General features: G+C 71.0%; 9 protein-coding genes and 4 tRNA genes. 6 read left to right on the top strand and 7 right to left on the bottom strand.

The window, feature by feature from the left end; genetic code table 11:
• Positions 1 to 500 precede the first annotated feature (500 nt).
• The gene (gene bldC / locus ACFYWQ_RS23665) at positions 501 to 707 is read left to right on the top strand and encodes a developmental transcriptional regulator BldC (protein WP_003949541.1); all 207 of its coding nucleotides are present in this window, start codon (positions 501 to 503) and stop codon (positions 705 to 707) included.
• Between the two features lie 513 nt (positions 708 to 1,220).
• On the opposite strand, the gene ACFYWQ_RS23660 is transcribed toward bldC, so the two are convergent.
• The 3 genes from ACFYWQ_RS23660 to hrpA all read right to left on the bottom strand — a co-directional run bounded on the left by ACFYWQ_RS23660 (position 1,221) and on the right by hrpA (position 5,817).
• Entirely contained in the window at positions 1,221 to 1,412 is a 192-nt protein-coding gene (locus ACFYWQ_RS23660) for a DUF6274 family protein (RefSeq protein WP_389518860.1), read from the bottom strand.
• Between the two features lie 291 nt (positions 1,413 to 1,703).
• Positions 1,704 to 1,778 (bottom strand) — tRNA-Asp (locus ACFYWQ_RS23655).
• Positions 1,779 to 1,872: 94 nt separating this feature from the next.
• Entirely contained in the window at positions 1,873 to 5,817 is a 3,945-nt protein-coding gene (hrpA, locus tag ACFYWQ_RS23650) for an ATP-dependent RNA helicase HrpA (RefSeq protein ID WP_389518859.1), read from the bottom strand.
• Between the two features lie 379 nt (positions 5,818 to 6,196).
• On the opposite strand from hrpA, the gene ACFYWQ_RS23645 reads away from it, so the two are divergent.
• Positions 6,197 to 6,910, top strand: coding sequence for a hypothetical protein (locus ACFYWQ_RS23645; protein ID WP_389518858.1), 714 nt, complete (start codon positions 6,197 to 6,199; stop codon positions 6,908 to 6,910).
• 118 nt (positions 6,911 to 7,028) lie between these two features.
• On the opposite strand, the gene ACFYWQ_RS23640 is transcribed toward ACFYWQ_RS23645, so the two are convergent.
• From ACFYWQ_RS23640 to ACFYWQ_RS23625, 4 genes are all read right to left on the bottom strand, one after another.
• Positions 7,029 to 7,102, bottom strand: a tRNA-Phe gene (locus ACFYWQ_RS23640).
• A gap of 24 nt (positions 7,103 to 7,126) precedes the next feature.
• Positions 7,127 to 7,201, bottom strand: a tRNA-Asp gene (locus ACFYWQ_RS23635).
• A 38-nt stretch (positions 7,202 to 7,239) separates the two neighbouring features.
• Positions 7,240 to 7,312 (bottom strand) — tRNA-Glu (locus ACFYWQ_RS23630).
• An 80-nt stretch (positions 7,313 to 7,392) separates the two neighbouring features.
• A complete protein-coding gene (locus ACFYWQ_RS23625; protein ID WP_389518857.1) occupies positions 7,393 to 8,970 on the bottom strand; it encodes a metallophosphoesterase in 1,578 nt (525 codons plus the stop codon).
• Between the two features lie 84 nt (positions 8,971 to 9,054).
• Here ACFYWQ_RS23625 and ACFYWQ_RS23620 point away from each other — a divergent pair, with 84 nt between their 5' ends.
• The 4 genes from ACFYWQ_RS23620 (at position 9,055) to ACFYWQ_RS23605 (ending at position 15,895) form a co-directional block, all read left to right on the top strand.
• Positions 9,055 to 9,405 (top strand): metallopeptidase family protein, encoded by a 351-nt coding sequence (locus ACFYWQ_RS23620; RefSeq protein WP_003999986.1) that lies wholly within the window; start codon positions 9,055 to 9,057, stop codon positions 9,403 to 9,405.
• An 85-nt stretch (positions 9,406 to 9,490) separates the two neighbouring features.
• Entirely contained in the window at positions 9,491 to 10,030 is a 540-nt protein-coding gene (locus ACFYWQ_RS23615; protein WP_389518856.1) for a hypothetical protein, read from the top strand.
• 325 nt (positions 10,031 to 10,355) lie between these two features.
• Complete coding sequence (locus tag ACFYWQ_RS23610) at positions 10,356 to 12,593, top strand: DEAD/DEAH box helicase (RefSeq protein ID WP_389518855.1); 2,238 nt, start codon at positions 10,356 to 10,358, stop codon at positions 12,591 to 12,593.
• 209 nt (positions 12,594 to 12,802) lie between these two features.
• Positions 12,803 to 15,895, top strand: a complete 3,093-nt coding sequence (locus ACFYWQ_RS23605) for an FG-GAP-like repeat-containing protein (protein ID WP_389518854.1) — start codon at positions 12,803 to 12,805, stop codon at positions 15,893 to 15,895.
• The last annotated feature ends 10 nt before the right edge of the window (positions 15,896 to 15,905 follow it).

Below are 15,905 nucleotides of genomic sequence, written 5' to 3'. Positions count from 1 at the left end.
CCGCACCTCACGGAACTGACGGGACGTCGGGCCTGATCCGGGCACCGGCCCCGATCCGGGCGTATAGCCGCAAGAACCGCCAAGGGTGATGGACCGCACGTACGCGGCCCTTGCGCCGCTTGCCCCTCCTCGTGCCAAAATAGGACAAGGAGTCCGGGGAGGGCTCCTCCGTCCGCTTGTGTTCCGACGTGGGCGGGATCTCAGCATTGCACGCTTTGGGGGGTCTGGTGACTCCTGATCGCCGTGTGACTGATCGTCACACTGGCGTGACTGTCCGCTATGGCACGGTCCATCGGCTTCCGTCGCCGATGAACACCTGGGGGGCAATTCCATCGGTTTGGCCGACGCGGCTGGACAGATGGTGTAGTTGTAGTGCCGAGGACAAGCCGTTCGTCCTATAACCGACTCGACTCGCGTCCGCCATTTCGGGCAACGCGGGTCAAGGTGCAGAATTTAGAGGAAAGAACCGAGAAGGTTCGGTTCTCCCGAGGAGGCCGCTCATGACCGCTCGCACCCCTGATGCTGAGCCGCTGCTGACCCCGGCTGAGGTCGCCACCATGTTCCGCGTGGACCCGAAGACGGTCACGCGCTGGGCGAAGGCCGGCAAGCTCACGTCGATCCGCACGCTCGGCGGGCACCGCCGCTACCGCGAGGCCGAGGTCCGCGCCCTGCTGGCGGGCATCCCGCAGCAGCGCAGCGAGGCCTGAACAACTGAATAACCGGGCAGAACGCCAGGTCCCCCAACCTGCCGGAACGCCCGAACCACCTGCTCCACACGACGTGGGCCTGCCCCAACAGGCCTCTCGCCCACACGGTACGTCGTCGATCGCGCTGGACTCCGCCGGGTCCAGCGCGATCTTTTTTGTGCGCCGGAGCCTGTCTAGCAGGTGGCTCTGTGAGTGGCCTTGTCCGAGTCTGGGGAGTCTCTGGGAGGTTGCGCGAGGGTTGTGGGCAGCATCCTCCACAGTGGTGCAATTGCACATATTAAATTGACCGGTTGTAGGAGACGAGTAAGAACCCGGTTTTCGGAAACTCATGCGGTGACACCCGTCACATGCCACTGGCCTTGTCGACGTCGCCGCGTCTGCGCTAGAGGAACCGCTTGCTCCGCCTCGCGCCCCAGCAGCCCACGCCTGCAAGGGTGTTGGGCGTCTACGGTCCCGAACGCGGTCCCGGACGCGGCCTGCGCGCGGTCCCGCTCCCGAGGTGTCGTGGGGCCGTCACGTCGACGGGGTGCCGTCCCCCTCGGTGGCCTCCTGGGGGGCCTGGGCGGCCCGTGGAGCGCCGTCCATCGCCAGTCGCAGCAGGCGGTGGCAGATCGGGCAGTGACGGGTCCGATGTCGGTAGGACGACGCGGCCGACAGATGCGCGCGGAGCAACGCCCGCGTCTCGTGCCTGGCCGATGCCGCCATACGCCACCTCCGAGAGGTCCACGCGGGGAACAGAGCCTTGAACTCTGGGGTACCGGGCGAATGTGACGCCGTCAAGGGAGCGCGGCGCGTGCACGGCGACGGTGAGCCCGTACGGGGCCCCTCGCGCCGGCCGGAACGGCCCTGCGGCACGACCGCCGACGGGCGCGGCCCTGCGTTCGCCGACCGGCCGCGGCCCCGGAACCGGACCTGGCCCCGGTTCCGGAACCGGCTTTGGAGCCGAGGCCGGAACACACGAGAGCCCGGGTCCGAAGACCCGGGCTCTCGATACTGCGGTCCTGACGGGATTTGAACCCGCGGCCTCCACCTTGACAGGGTGGCGAGCACTCCAAACTGCTCCACAGGACCAGGTTTCGCGGCACTTGGTGTTGCGTTGTGCTGCGAGAAGGACTGTACAGGAGGGTGAGCCCCTTGGTCGAACTCACCCTCCGCACCGGGACCGTCACGGCACGGCCGCGTCGATCGCCTTCACGATCCGCTTGTCGGAGACCGGGTACGCCGTGCCCAGCGCGTGGGCGAAATAGCTGACCCGGAGCTCCTCGATCATCCAGCGGATGTCCAGGACGGCGGACGGGACCGGGCGGCCCTGGGGCAACTGCTCCAGCAGCCACGCGTACTCGTCCTGCATCTCGTGGACCTTCTCCATACGGGTGGTGTCCCGCTGGACGTTGGTCGGCATCTGCTGGAGGCGCCGGTCCACGGCCACCAGGTACCGCATCAGGTCCGGCAGCCGGCGCAGCCCGGCCTGCGTCACGAAGCCCGGCCGTACGAGCGCGTCCAGCTGCTTGCGCACGTCCGTCAGGTTCGCCAGCAGCGTGGGGCTGCCCACGGCCTTCAGACGGCGCTCACAGGCCTGCCAGGCGGCCAGCACCTGCTGCACCTGACCAACCGTGCGTACGGTCACGTCCACGATCTCGGCACGCACCTTGTCGTAGAGCTTCCGGTACGACTCCTCGTCCCACGCCGGGCCGCCGAAGTCGCCGATCAGCCGGTCCGCCGCCGCCATCGCGCAGTCGTCGAACAGCGCCTGGACCGAGCCGTGCGGATTCGCCGACAGGGCGAGCTTCTGAGCGTTGGTCAGCTTTTCGGACGCGAACTTCGCCGGGTTGACCGGGATGTTGCGCAGGATCAGCCGGCGCGTGCCCTTCCACATCGCCTCCGCCTGCTCCGCCTCCGTGTCGAAGAGGCGTACGGACACGGTGTCGCCGTCGTCCACCAGCGCCGGGTACGCCTTCACCGGCTGGCCGGCCCGGCGGGTCTCGAAGACGCGGGTGAGCGAGCCGATCGTCCAGTCGGACAGGCCCGAACGCTCCAGGGACTCACCGCCTCGGCGCTCGGCGATGGCCGCGGCGGCCTGGGAGAGGGCCTGGCGGGCCTTCGGCTTCAGCTGCAGCCGCAGGACCTCGAGGTCCTTGTCCTCGGCCAGGTTGCGGCGCCGCTCGTCGACGATCCGGAAGGTGATCTTCAGATGGTCGGGAACCCTGGACCAGTCGAAGTCGTCCGCCTCGAAGGGGACGCCGACCATCCGCTTCAGCTCGCGCGCCATCGCCGTGGTGAGCGGCTCCTGAAGGGGCACCGCCCGGTCCAGGAACCGCTTGGCGAAGTTCGGCGCCGGCACGTAGTTGCGGCGGACCGGCTTCGGCAGGGAGCGGATCAGCTCGGTGACGACCTCTTCCCGCAGGCCGGGGATCTGCCAGTCGAAGCCGTCGTCCGTGACCTGGTTGAGCACCTGGAGCGGGATGTGGACGGTCACACCGTCCGCGTCCGCGCCCGGCTCGAACTGGTACGTGACCCGGAACGTCAGCTGCCCCTGCCGCCACGTGTCCGGGTAGTCGGCCTTGGTGACCGCCTCCGCCGACTCCCGGATGAGCATCTCCCGCTCGAAGTCCAGGAAGTCGGGCTGTTCGTGCCGCTTGCGCTTCCACCAGGAGTCGAAGTGGGCACCGGACACCACGTGCTCGGGCACCCGCTGGTCGTAGAAGTCGAACAGCGTCTCGTCGTCGACCACGATGTCCCGGCGCCGGGCCCGGTTCTCCAGCTCCTCGACCTCGCTGAGCAGCTTGCGGTTGTCGGCGAAGAACTTGTGGTGGGTGCGCCAGTCGCCCTCCACCAGGGCGTTGCGGAGGAACAGCTCCCGCGAGACCTCGGGCTCGATCCGCCCGTAGTTCACCTTGCGCTGCGCGACGATCGGCACGCCGTACAGCGTGACCTTCTCGTACGCCATCACCGCCGCCTGGTCCTTCTCCCAGTGCGGCTCGCTGTAGGTGCGCTTCAGCAGGTGCCCGGCGAGCGGCTCGACCCACTCCGGTTCGATCTTCGCGTTGACGCGGGCCCACAGGCGGCTGGTCTCCACCAGCTCCGCCGACATCACGAACCGCGGCTGCTTCTTGAACAGCGCCGAGCCGGGGAAGATCGCGAACTTGGCGTTGCGGGCGCCGAGGTACTCGTTCTTGTTGCCGTCCTTCACGTCCTTCATCCCGATGTGGGACAGCAGGCCGGCGAGGAGGGAGACGTGGACGCTGTCGCCGGAGGCGTCCTGCTCGTTGAGGTGGATGCCCATCTGCTTGGCGACCGTGCGGAGCTGGGTGTAGATGTCCTGCCATTCGCGGATGCGCAGGAAGTTGAGGAACTCCTGGCGGCACATGCGGCGGAAGGACGACGAGCCGCGCTCCCGCTGCTGCTCGCGGACGTACCGCCACAGGTTGAGGTAGGCGAGGAAGTCGCTCGTCTCGTCCCGGAAGCGGGCGTGCTGCTGGTCGGCCTGGGTCTGCTTGTCGGCCGGGCGCTCCCGTGGGTCCTGGATGGAGAGCGCGGCGGCTATCACCATGACCTCGCGGGCACAGCCGTTCTTCTCGGCCTCCAGGACCATCCGGGCCAGCCGCGGGTCGACGGGCAGCTGGGCCAGCTTCCGGCCGGTCTGGGTGAGCCGCTTGCGCGGGTCCTTCTGCTCCGGGTCGAGCGCGCCCAGCTCCTGGAGCAGCTGCACGCCGTCACGGATGTTGCGGTGGTCCGGCGGGTCGATGAACGGGAACTTGTCGATGTCGCCGAGGCCGGCCGCGGTCATCTGGAGGATGACGGAGGCCAGGTTGGTGCGCAGGATCTCCGCGTCCGTGAACTCCGGGCGGGCGGTGAAGTCGTCCTCGGAGTACAGCCGGATGCAGATGCCGTCGCTGGTCCGTCCGCAGCGGCCCTTGCGCTGGTTGGCGCTGGCCTGCGAGACCGGCTCGATGGGCAGCCGCTGCACCTTGGTGCGGTGGCTGTAGCGGCTGATCCGGGCGAAGCCGGGATCGATGACGTACTTGATGCCCGGCACGGTCAGGGAGGTCTCGGCGACGTTCGTGGCCAGGACGATCCTGCGTCCGGTGTGCGGCTGGAAGACGCGGTGCTGCTCGGCGTGCGACAGCCGGGCGTACAGCGGCAGCACTTCGGTGAACCGGTACTTCTTCTTCTCCAGCGCGTCCGCGGTGTCCCGGATCTCCCGCTCGCCGGAGAGGAAGACGAGGATGTCGCCCCGCCCCTCCCCCATCAGCTCCTCGACGGCTTCGGTGATCGCGGTGATCTGGTCCCGGTCGGCGTCCTCGGAGTCCTCCTCCAGGAGCGGCCGGTAGCGCACCTCCACCGGATACGTCCGGCCGCTGACCTCGATGATCGGCGCGTCCCCGAAGTGCCGGGAGAACCGTTCGGGGTCGATGGTCGCGGAGGTGATGACGACCTTCAGGTCGGGCCTGCGCGGCAGCAGCTGGGCGAGGTAGCCCAGCAGGAAGTCGATGTTGAGGGACCGTTCGTGGGCCTCGTCGATGATGATCGTGTCGTAGGCGCGCAGCTCGCGGTCGGTCTGGATCTCGGCGAGCAGGATGCCGTCCGTCATCAGCTTCACGAAGGTGGCGTCCGGGTTCACCTGGTCGGTGAAGCGCACCTTCCAGCCGACGGCCTCCCCGAGCGGCGTCCGCAGTTCGTCGGCCACCCGCTCGGCGACGGTCCGGGCGGCGATCCGGCGGGGCTGGGTGTGCCCGATCATCCCGCGCACGCCCCGCCCGAGCTCCAGGCAGATCTTCGGGATCTGGGTCGTCTTGCCGGACCCGGTCTCACCGGCGACGATGACGACCTGGTGATCGCGGATGGCGTCCGCGATGGCGTCCTTCCGCTGGCTGACGGGGAGCTGCTCCGGATAGGTCACGGCGGGCACACGGGTGCGCCGTGCTCCCATCCGCTCCTCGGCCTGGGCGACCTCCGCCTCGATCTCGGCGAGAACGGCGGCCCGGGCCTCCGGCTTGCGGATCTTGCGCGCGCCTTCGAGCCTGCGCCCGAGCCGGTGCGCGTCACGCAGGGACAGCTCGGCCAGGCGGGGGGCGAGGGCGCCCAGGGCGGGGGCAGGGTGCGTAGACATACGCGATCCAGGATCTCATCCCGGAGAAAAACGTGGCGAACGCTTTTGTCTCCGGTCGGGGGGCGGTTCGTGGGGTGGGGCGGGTGACGGCTCCCGGGACGGTCTTCCCCCGTCCCCCCTTCGGCATCCGGCCTGCGGGGGCACGGGGAGGACCAGGCCCCGCCCGACGGACCGGCGGTACCGGGCGCGCGAACGGGAAAGACGGGGCCTGTTTCCGATCGGAATCGATCTCTTACCGCCCTGTTCTGTTCAGGTGGGCGGTCATATATATCCAATGGAGCGACGGCTGGTGAAGGCCGATCCGAGGGATGGCGCATGGTGCCGGTCGTTCGTATAATGCGTGATCGACTCGAATGGGTCGCGCACGGGGGAGGGGCGGATGGCGTTACATCGAGAAATTGAAATCCCACAACAGGGCGACCCGGGTTTCGTGCGCTACCGGCTGGGTCCTTCGAGGCTGTATCTGAACGATGTCGAGCTGATTCACACGACGCTGGTGAAGGCGGCCAAGGAGCGGGCCGACAGTCTGAACACCGTGGCGGCCGAGGTGCGGATCACGGCACGGGACGCGACGGCGGACGCGCCCGGGGACCTGCGGGACGCCACCCCCGGTGAACTGCAACGGGTCCGTATCTCGGTGGAGGCGCCCTTGATCTCGGTCGACCTCTGGTCGGAGAACGCCGATGTGTCCGCTCAGGCGTCCGACGCCGAAGGGAAAGCGGTGGCGGAGGGGATCAAGAAATTCGTCGACGCCAAACGCAGCCTCCGGGGAGGTTATCAGTGGCTCGACGGTACTCATGACGTCGTGCTCCTGATCAGTGGAATCGCCCTGGCGGCGTCTTCGTTTTTCGTCTTCGGCGATTGGCGGGCGGCGCTGGCGTCCTTCCTCGGGGCCTGCTTCGTCACCTTCGGATTCAACAGCACATTCGCGTATCGCACCGGAACGGTTCGCATCGTTCCGCGGAACGAGAGCGAAGTGCGGAAGCTGAGTTCGGAGACCCGCAAGCAGTTGTGGATCGCTCTGGCGGGTGCGGCCGCCGGAGCCCTGATCGTCGGGACGGCAGGGCTCTGGGCCGGCTTCGCGGTCAAGTGAGCTCCGGTCGACGCGGACCCCGTCTCCGCGCTGTGCGTGGCGCGGGCAGGCGCGGCCCGCACACACGAAAGACCCCCGCGGGTTTCCCGACGGGGGTCTTTCCGCTGTTCAGCGGTTGTGGCTGGGGCCGGGGTCGAACCGGCGACCTTCCGCTTTTCAGGCGGACGCTCGTACCAACTGAGCTACCCAGCCACGAGATTCCCAAGGGAACCTCAGCGGTCCTGACGGGATTTGAACCCGCGGCCTCCACCTTGACAGGGTGGCGAGCACTCCAAACTGCTCCACAGGACCAAGCTGTTGTGTACGACAGTGTCGCACACGGTGTTGCGTGCCCCCAACGGGATTCGAACCCGTGCTACCGCCTTGAAAGGGCGGCGTCCTAGGCCGCTAGACGATGAGGGCTATCGGCCCGCCTGCGCGCTTCTCAGCGCGTCGGGGACGTGAGAAGCATATGGGATGGCGGGAGGTATCGCCAAAACGGTTTACGGAGCGGTGCCGGAGGGCGTGGGGGACGGGGTGGCGGTGGACGTGGGGGAAGGGGTGGGAGAGGGGGTGGCTCCCGGCTGGTTCTCCTTGGGGAGGTGGCGGCTGACCTCGGCCGTCGTCAGGCCCAGGCCGCCCAGCTTGATCGCGTCCCAGGCCTGGAGGCGGCGGGTGTCGCGGTCGAAGTAGAGGATCGACGCCTCGATGGGGTCGGGGTACTTCCCTTCGACGGCGCGCAGACCGCTGCCGCCCGTGGAGCCCTCCGTGCGCAGCCGGGTGCCCTTCTTCAGGACCTCCATGTCCGCGTGGTGGAGGTGGCCGGCCAGGGCGAGGGGGACCGTGCCGTCGGTACGGCGGGCGGCGGCGGGTTCGTGGGCGACGGCCACGTCGACGGGGGTGCCCGCGGCCCGCTGGGCGCGCAGCGCGTCCGCGAGGCGGTCGCCGGCCGCTTCCTGGACGCCCTCGCCGCCCGGGGCGGTGGAGCGGTCGGGGGTGAACTGGGGGTCGCCGACGCCGGCGAAGCGCAGGCCCGCGAGGGTGACCGCGCGGCCGTCGTCGAGGACGTGGACGTTCTTCATCCCGTCGAGGTAGCGCTGGGTGAGGGCCGAGTCGTGGTTGCCGCGCACCCAGACGTACGGCGCGCCGAGGTCGGCGATGGGGTCGAGGAAGCCGTTCTCGGCCGCGGTGCCGTGGTCCATGGTGTCGCCGGAGTCGACGATGACGTCGACCTTGTACTGCTCCACGAGCGAGGCGATGATCTTCCAGCTCGCCGGGTTGAGGTGGATGTCCGAGACGTGCAGGACGCGGACCGTGGTGGGGTCGGGCTGGTAGACGGGGAGGGTGGAGGTCACGTCGTAGAGCTTGGTCACGTTGGTGACGAGGCGGGCGAGTTCGCGCTGGTAGACGTCGAACTCGGTGACGATGCTGCGGGCGCTGCCGACGAGGGACGGGGCGGAGGAGAGCAGGCCCGAGAAGCGGGGTTCGAGGACGGACTTGGGGTTCCAGGTGGCGTACGCGGTGGCGCCGGAGGCCGCGAGGAGGGCGAGGGCCAGGCCGCCGGCGGCGAGGGCGCGGCGCGGGCGGCGGTAGACGGCGAGACCGAGGGCGGTCGCGCCGGTGACGACGGCGACGCAGGAGCGGGCGGCGAGGTCGAGGGTGCCGTGGCCGACGTCGCGGGCGATCTCGTCCTGGAGTCCGGAGAGGCGTTCGGGGTGGTCCACGAGGGCCTGGGCGCGGGCGGGGTCGAGCTGGTCGACGTTGACGTCCAGGCGGACGGGAGCGGTGTGGCTGTCGAGGTGGAGGGCGCCCAGGGGAGAGACGTTGATCTTGGTGCCGCCGGTGAGGGAGGGGCGCAGGGTCATCGTCGTGTTCATGGGGCCGACGGGTGCGCGGACGTCGCCGACGACCAGCAGGCCGAGCCAGGCGCCGAGGAGGACGACGGCGGTGAGTCCGAGGGCGCGGACCCAGGGCCGGGGGCGGGCGGCGAGTTCGGGGGTCGTGCGGGGGGAGCGGCGGCGGTTTTGGCGGTGCGGACGGTTCACGGAATGCGGGGCGGTGGGGAGGCGGGCGCGGACCATTGGTCCCGTATGCCCAAGTGCGCGCCCGGATATGCGGGCCGTTCGTGTGGCTCGTACGGCGGTGTCGTGCCGGAGAATGAGCCTGTGCTGGAGATGACGCGCGAGGAGTTCGAGGAACTGGTCGCCGAGGCGCTGGACCGGATCCCGCCGGAGCTGACACGGCTGATGGACAACGTCGCCGTGTTCGTGGAGGACGAGCCGCCGGCGGACGATCCCGAGCTGCTCGGGCTCTACGAGGGGACTCCGCTGACGGATCGCGGCGAGTGGTACGCGGGTGTGCTGCCCGACCGGATCACGATCTACCGGGGGCCCACGCTCAGGATGTGCGAGACGCGCGAGGAGGTCGTCGAGGAGACGGAGGTGACCGTCGTGCACGAGATCGCGCACCACTTCGGGATCGACGACGCCCGGCTGCACGCGCTGGGGTACGGCTGAGCCGTCGGCGTGCGGGACGCGTGTCCTCCTGTGGGCGGCGGGAGTTGGGGAGGTCGACTCCTGTTTCTGCTTCCGGAGGTGGCCCGTGCGCCCCTTGTACGTACCCGTTCGACTGGCCGCCACGGTCATGGCCGTCGCCGCGGCCGCCGGTTGCATGAGCGTGGGGGACGGGGAGGGGACCCGGGCCGAGCCGTCGCGTTCGGCGGGGCACCGGGGCGGTGAGGCGGCGGGCGGCGGGCCCGCCGGGCCGGTCGGCGGCCACGGGTTCGGCGCGGCCGGCGGTGACGGCCGGCGCGAGCACGGCAAAGGCGGCGGGAAGGGCGGGCCGGACGGATCGGCGGCTCCCTCGGCCTCCTCCGCGTCGCCCGGCGCGAGCGCCGCGGCCTCGCCGGGGGCGCGGCCGGGCCGCAGCGAGAAGCCGGGGGAGCCGGAGCCGTCGAAGGAGCAGCCCACGCCCTCGCGGTCGGCCGATCCGGAGCCGCCGTCGTCGCCCGAGCCGCCACCGCCCCCGCCGTCGCCGGCGCCCGAGCCGACGGTCGCGGAACCGTCGTCGTCGGCCCACGAGGAGCCGTTGCCACAGCTGGTGGAACGGGAGCCGGCACCGGAGGCGGGGGCGCCGGTGTAGGGGGCGGGTGGTCGGCGGTGGCTTGGGCTCGGAGCCTTTTCCGGGGCTGGTGCGGGCCGTGTTCCGGGCTGCGTTCACGGGCTGCGTTCACGGGCTGTGTTCCAGGGCTGCGTGTGACCTACGTCTACGGGGTTCGGTTTGCCTTCGGGGGTGGTGGGTGCGTATGGTGGTAGATCGTTTGATCCCATTTGCCCGGCGCCACCGCAGAGCGCGCCGTGTGGCGCGTACTCTCCCTTGCCGTGGCTGACCGCATTGAGGCGGTCGTATTGCGAACACGGAGTTGACGGGCGCGTGCCGACGAGACTCCGGAAGGTTTCGCATACGCATGTCCATTTCCCCTGTTGATCACGCCGTCGTGCCCGAGAACGACGAGGCCGCGGAGGCCGTCGAGACCGCCCAGGCCGTCTCGACCGTCGAGGCCGTCGAGGCCGTCGAGGCCGCCGACGTCGTCGAGGCCGACGCCGACGAGGCGCCCCAGGTGACCTTCGCGGACCTGGGTCTGCCCGAGGGCGTCGTGCGCAAGCTCGCGCAGAACGGCGTGACCACCCCCTTCCCGATCCAGGCGGCGACCATCCCGGACGCCCTGGCCGGCAAGGACATCCTCGGCCGTGGCCGCACCGGCTCCGGCAAGACCCTCTCCTTCGGACTGCCGACCCTGGCCACGCTGGCCGGCGGCCGCACCGAGAAGCACAAGCCGCGCGCGGTCATCCTGACCCCGACGCGCGAACTGGCGATGCAGGTCGCCGACGCGCTCCAGCCCTACGGTGACGTCCTCGGCCTGCGGATGAAGGTCGTCTGCGGCGGTACGTCGATGGGCAACCAGATCTACGCCCTGGAGCGCGGCGTCGACATCCTGGTCGCCACCCCCGGCCGTCTGCGCGACATCATCAACCGGGGCGCCTGCTCCCTGGAGGACGTGCGGATCGCCGTCCTCGACGAGGCCGACCAGATGTCCGACCTGGGCTTCCTGCCCGAGGTGACGGAGCTGCTGGACCAGGTTCCGGCGGGCGGCCAGCGGATGCTGTTCTCCGCGACGATGGAGAACGAGATCAAGACCCTCGTCGACCGGTACCTGAAGGACCCGGTCAGCCACGAGGTCGACGCCGCCCAGGGCGCCGTCACGACGATGTCGCACCACATCCTCATCGTGAAGCCGAAGGACAAGGCGCCGGTCACGGCCGCGATCGCCTCCCGCAAGGGCCGCACGATCATCTTCGTCCGCACCCAGCTGGGCGCCGACCGGGTCGCCGAGCAGCTGCGCGACTCGGGCGTGAAGGCGGACGCGCTGCACGGCGGCATGACCCAGGGCGCGCGCACCCGCACCCTGGCCGACTTCAAGGACGGTTACGTCAACGTCCTGGTCGCGACGGACGTCGCCGCGCGCGGCATCCACGTCGACGGCATCGACCTGGTCCTGAACGTGGACCCGGCCGGTGACCACAAGGACTACCTGCACCGCGCCGGCCGTACGGCGCGCGCCGGGCGCACGGGCACGGTCGTCTCCCTGTCCCTGCCGCACCAGCGCCGCCAGATCTTCCGCCTGATGGAGGACGCCGGCGTCGACGCCGGGCGGCACATCATCCAGGGCGGTGCGGCCTTCGACCCGGAGGTCGCCGAGATCACCGGCGCCCGGTCGATGACCGAGGTCCAGGCCGAGTCGGCGGGCAACGCCGCGCAGCAGGCCGAGCGTGAGGTCGCCCAGCTCACCAAGCAGCTGGAGCGTGCGCAGCGCCGTGCGGGCGAGCTGCGGGAGGAGGCCGACCGGCTGGTCGCCCGGGTCGCCCGTGAGCGGGGCGAGGACCCCGAGGCCGCGGTGGCCGAGGCGCAGGCGGCTGCCGTGGAGGCCGTCGAGGCGTCGCCGGTGGCCGAGGTCTCCGTGCCGGAGCAGCCGGCCGCGCGGGACATCGACCGGAGCGACCGGGGCGGCCGTGAGGAGCGGGCGGCGGCTTCGTCGTCGTACGAGCGGCGGGAGCGGCGGCCCTTCGAGCGGGACCGCGAGCGTTCCTTCGAGCGCCGTGACGACCGGGGCGGGTTCCGTCGGGACGACCGCGGTGACCGCGGTGACCGCGGTGGCTTCAACCGTGACCGCGACCGTGACCGTGGTTTCGGCCGGGACCGTGACGACCGGGGCGGCCGGAGCTTCGAGCGCCGTGACGACCGTCGTCCGTTCGACCGGGACCGGGACCGTGAGCGCGGCTTCAACCGCGACGACCGCGGTGGCCGTTCGTTCGAGCGCCGTGACGACCGCGGCGGCCGTGGCTTCGAGCGCCGTGACGACCGTCGTCCGTTCGACCGGGACCGGGACCGTGAGCGCGGCTTCAACCGCGACGACCGCGGTGGCCGTTCCTTCGAGCGCCGTGACGACCGCGGTGGCTTCCGCGGCCGTGACGAGCGCGGCGGGCACCGGGGCAGCGACCGTCCGTTCAACCGTGACCGCCGTGACGACCGCCCCGGCTTCCGTGCTGCCGGCCACGACCGCCCCAACGGCCGTCGTGACGACCACCGCGGCGGCGGTTCCTTCGGTCGCCGCGAGGACAAGCCGCGCTGGAAGCGCAACGGCTGACCGCGCAGGCCCGTGTGAGTGAACGCCGTGGCCCCCACCGACTCTTCGGTGGGGGCCACGGCGTTTCCGACGGCGCGATTCTCCCCTGCCCCGAAGCTGTGAAACGACTGTAAGATCAGCAGACTTGTGAGACGGATGTGAAGGCCGGGGGGCCGGAGGCGCCGTAGCGGCGCCCAGACCCGTCTCCGTGTTCCCGGGGAGGGACTCTCGTGGCCCGTCATGGCTCCGTACGTCTGTGTCTCGTCGCCGCCTCCGCCGTGCTGGCGGCCGGCCTGGTTCCGTCGCTGCCGTCCACCGCCGTGGCGGACGAGGCGCAGGAGACGGTGGTGCCGGCGGCGCTGCGCGACACGTACACCTCCGGCGCGCTCTACGGCGCGTCGTCGTACTCCGGCCGCGACGGTGCGGGCGCCCAGGGCGTGTTCCACAGCCTGGAGGGCTCCGGGCTGGTGTGGACGCGCTACTCGGACGGCAGGTCCGTGAAGGTCGTCCACCCGGAGGGCTACTCCAGCTACAGCGTGACCGGCGGCGACGTCCTGGCGTACACCTACGACGACGAGGGCCGGGTCGACCTGTGGAACGCGGCCGACGGGACCACCCGCAGCGTCCAGGTGCCCGACGAGCTGTCACGGCTCGCCGTCTACAGCGACCTGGTCGTCGCCTACCGCACGGTCGAGGACGAGAGCGGGAGCACCTGGCGGGAGACGCACCTGCTGTCCCCGGCGGACGACGGCGGCACGCGCGACGTGACGGTGGGCGGGGTGCCCGAGGGCGTGGTCCTCGGGGCGCCGGTGGGCGGGGACGCCGACGGGCTGCTGTTCCAGGCCGGGTCGGGTGCGCAGGGGTACCGGTCGGTCATGGTCGACCGCACGACCGGGCAGGTCACGGACTCGACCCCGGTGCGGTCCGAGGTCTACCTCAAGGCACAGGTCACCGGCGATCACGTGGTGCTGTTCGACCTGGACGAGGCGACCGTGCTGGTCTTCGACCGCGCCGACCTGTCGGCCGCTCCGGCCGAGGTCACCCTGACGGGCGGCGGGGTGGACCCGGCGCGGGACCTCGCCGTGGTCGGCGACTGGCTGGTGCACCGGGCCGGTTCCGGTACGGCGGTGTACGCGCAGCCCCTCGCGGGCGGACCCGAGGTCACCCTGCTGGCGGCGTCGAATGTCGGCAGCTCCGCCGTGTCCGACGGCACCGCCGTCGCCGTCGGCCGCACTCCCGCGGCCACCGACGACTGGGGCGTCCAGCGCATCCAGCCTGGCCCGGACGGCAGCCCGGTCGTCACGCAGGTGAAGGCGCTGCCCAAGCCGCCGCTGAAGATTCAGGGCCTGTCGCTGGACCACGGCCTGCTGGTGGTGGCGGACCAGCAGAGCAGCGTCGCGGGCGGTGGGATACGGACCACGCGGCTGCGCACGGTCGCCCCGGCCGGCACCCCCGCCTTCGGCCCGTCCTCCACCTTCCTGGGCGCCGGCGCCGTGGGCAACTGCGCCGTCGACGACATCGCCTGCGCTCCGATCCGGGGTGCGGCCGACGGGCAGCTCGTCTGGCTGGACCACGACGCGGCGACGGGCAGGGACCAGCTCAGGAACTGGGGGCCGGGCTATCTGGCCAAGGAACGGAGCGTGCCCGCGGGCGGGCGGATCACGGACGTCTCCGGCCGCTACGTGATCCACACGACCGCCACCCAGCAGTCCGTCCACCGCCTCACCAGTCCCGTCACCAGCGGCCCGGTCCTCACCCGCGCCCCGGGCCCCGCCGCCCTCGACGGCGACACGCTGTGGACCCCGGGCACGACTCCGGGCAGCGTCACGGCGTACGACCTGAGCGCGAAGAACACCACCGGGACCCTCACCACCGACGCGGGCTGCACCCCCACCGACCTCCAGGCGCTGGGCCGTTGGCTGTACTGGACCTGCGACGGACGGGCCGGTGTCTACGACCGTACGGCGAAGAGGTCCGTCGAGGTGCCGGCGGGCGAGGCGAAGCTCGGTGACGGGTACGTCGTGACGCACGACCGGCAGGCCGGGAAGCTCACGCTCACCACCGTCACGGACGGTACGGCCGCCGGCCGGGTCATCGGCGATCTGCCCGACACCGGGGTCTCGCAGCGCGACGTGCGCTGGACCGTCGACGAGTCCGGGGCCAACGCGGCCTACGTCGACGACCAGGAGCGGGTGCACCTGGTGCCCTCGGGTGTGCCGCAGCAGCCCCTGCGGCTGCTGGAGGCCGCTCAGAGCCAGGCCCAGGTCTCCCCCGGCGGCCTCCTCACGTCCGTCCTGCTGTCCAAGCCGGCCGCCGGCTGGGCGCTGGAGGTCCGCGGCGGGGCGACGGGCAAGCGCGTCGACGGCACGGACGGCGGGGCCGTGCGCGGTGCGCTGAACGTCGGCTGGGACGGCCGCGACGCGACCGGCAAGCTCCTCCCCAACGGCTCGTACGACTGGACGCTGACGGTGACGCCCACGGACGGGGCCGGCGCCCCGCTCCAGGTGCGGGGCACGGTCCGCTTGGTGGGCGGCGCCGCCGTGTTCCACGACTACGTGGGCGCGGGGGCGAAGCCGGACGGCGTGGGCGACCTGCTGACCATGCCGTACGCGGGCACGCTGACCTACCAGCAGGGCACGGGCCGGGGCACGTTCTCCGGCCAGGTCAGCGGCGGTGGCTGGCCGAGCGGCATCAAGGCGGTGCCCATCGGCGACCTGAGCGGCGACCGCTGCAACGACGTCCTCGTCCGGCTGAGCAGCGGCGCACTGCGGCTGTACCGGACCGGCTGCGGCGGCGCGGTGCGGCCCACGTCGCCGTACACCACGCTGGGCACCAGCGGCTGGAACCAGTTCGACGTGATCACCTCGCCGGGCGACGTGACCAAGGACGGCCTGCCCGACCTGATCGCGCGCAACCCGTCGACGGGCAGGGTCTACCTGTACAAGGGCACGGCCGCCGGCAAGCTGGCCGCACCCGTGAAGCTGTACGACGACTGGAGGACGTACAAGAAGATCGTCGGCGTCGGTGACCTCAACGGGGACGGCGTCGGGGACCTGATCGCCCAGGACAAGGCGAACAACCTGTACCGGTACATCGGGACCGGCAAGGGGACCTTCGGCGCGCGGGGGAAGCTGTTCGCGAACTGGGGCGCCTCGTACAACGCGGTCGTCGGGGCCGGTGACATCACCGGCGACGGAAAGGCCGACCTCGTCGTGCGGGACACGGCGGGCGGGTTGTACCGGCTCGACGGCACCGGTACCGGCACGTTCGGGGCGCGGACGAAGATCGGCGCCGGGTGGCAGAACTACAAGGGCCTTTTCTAGTCACGTTGTG

Source organism: Streptomyces sp. NPDC003247, assembly GCF_042888135.1.
Lineage (GTDB): Bacteria > Actinomycetota > Actinomycetes > Streptomycetales > Streptomycetaceae > Streptomyces.
The sequence above is the reverse complement of the archived record's forward strand: the minus strand, read 5'-3'. Positions and strand labels throughout refer to the sequence as shown.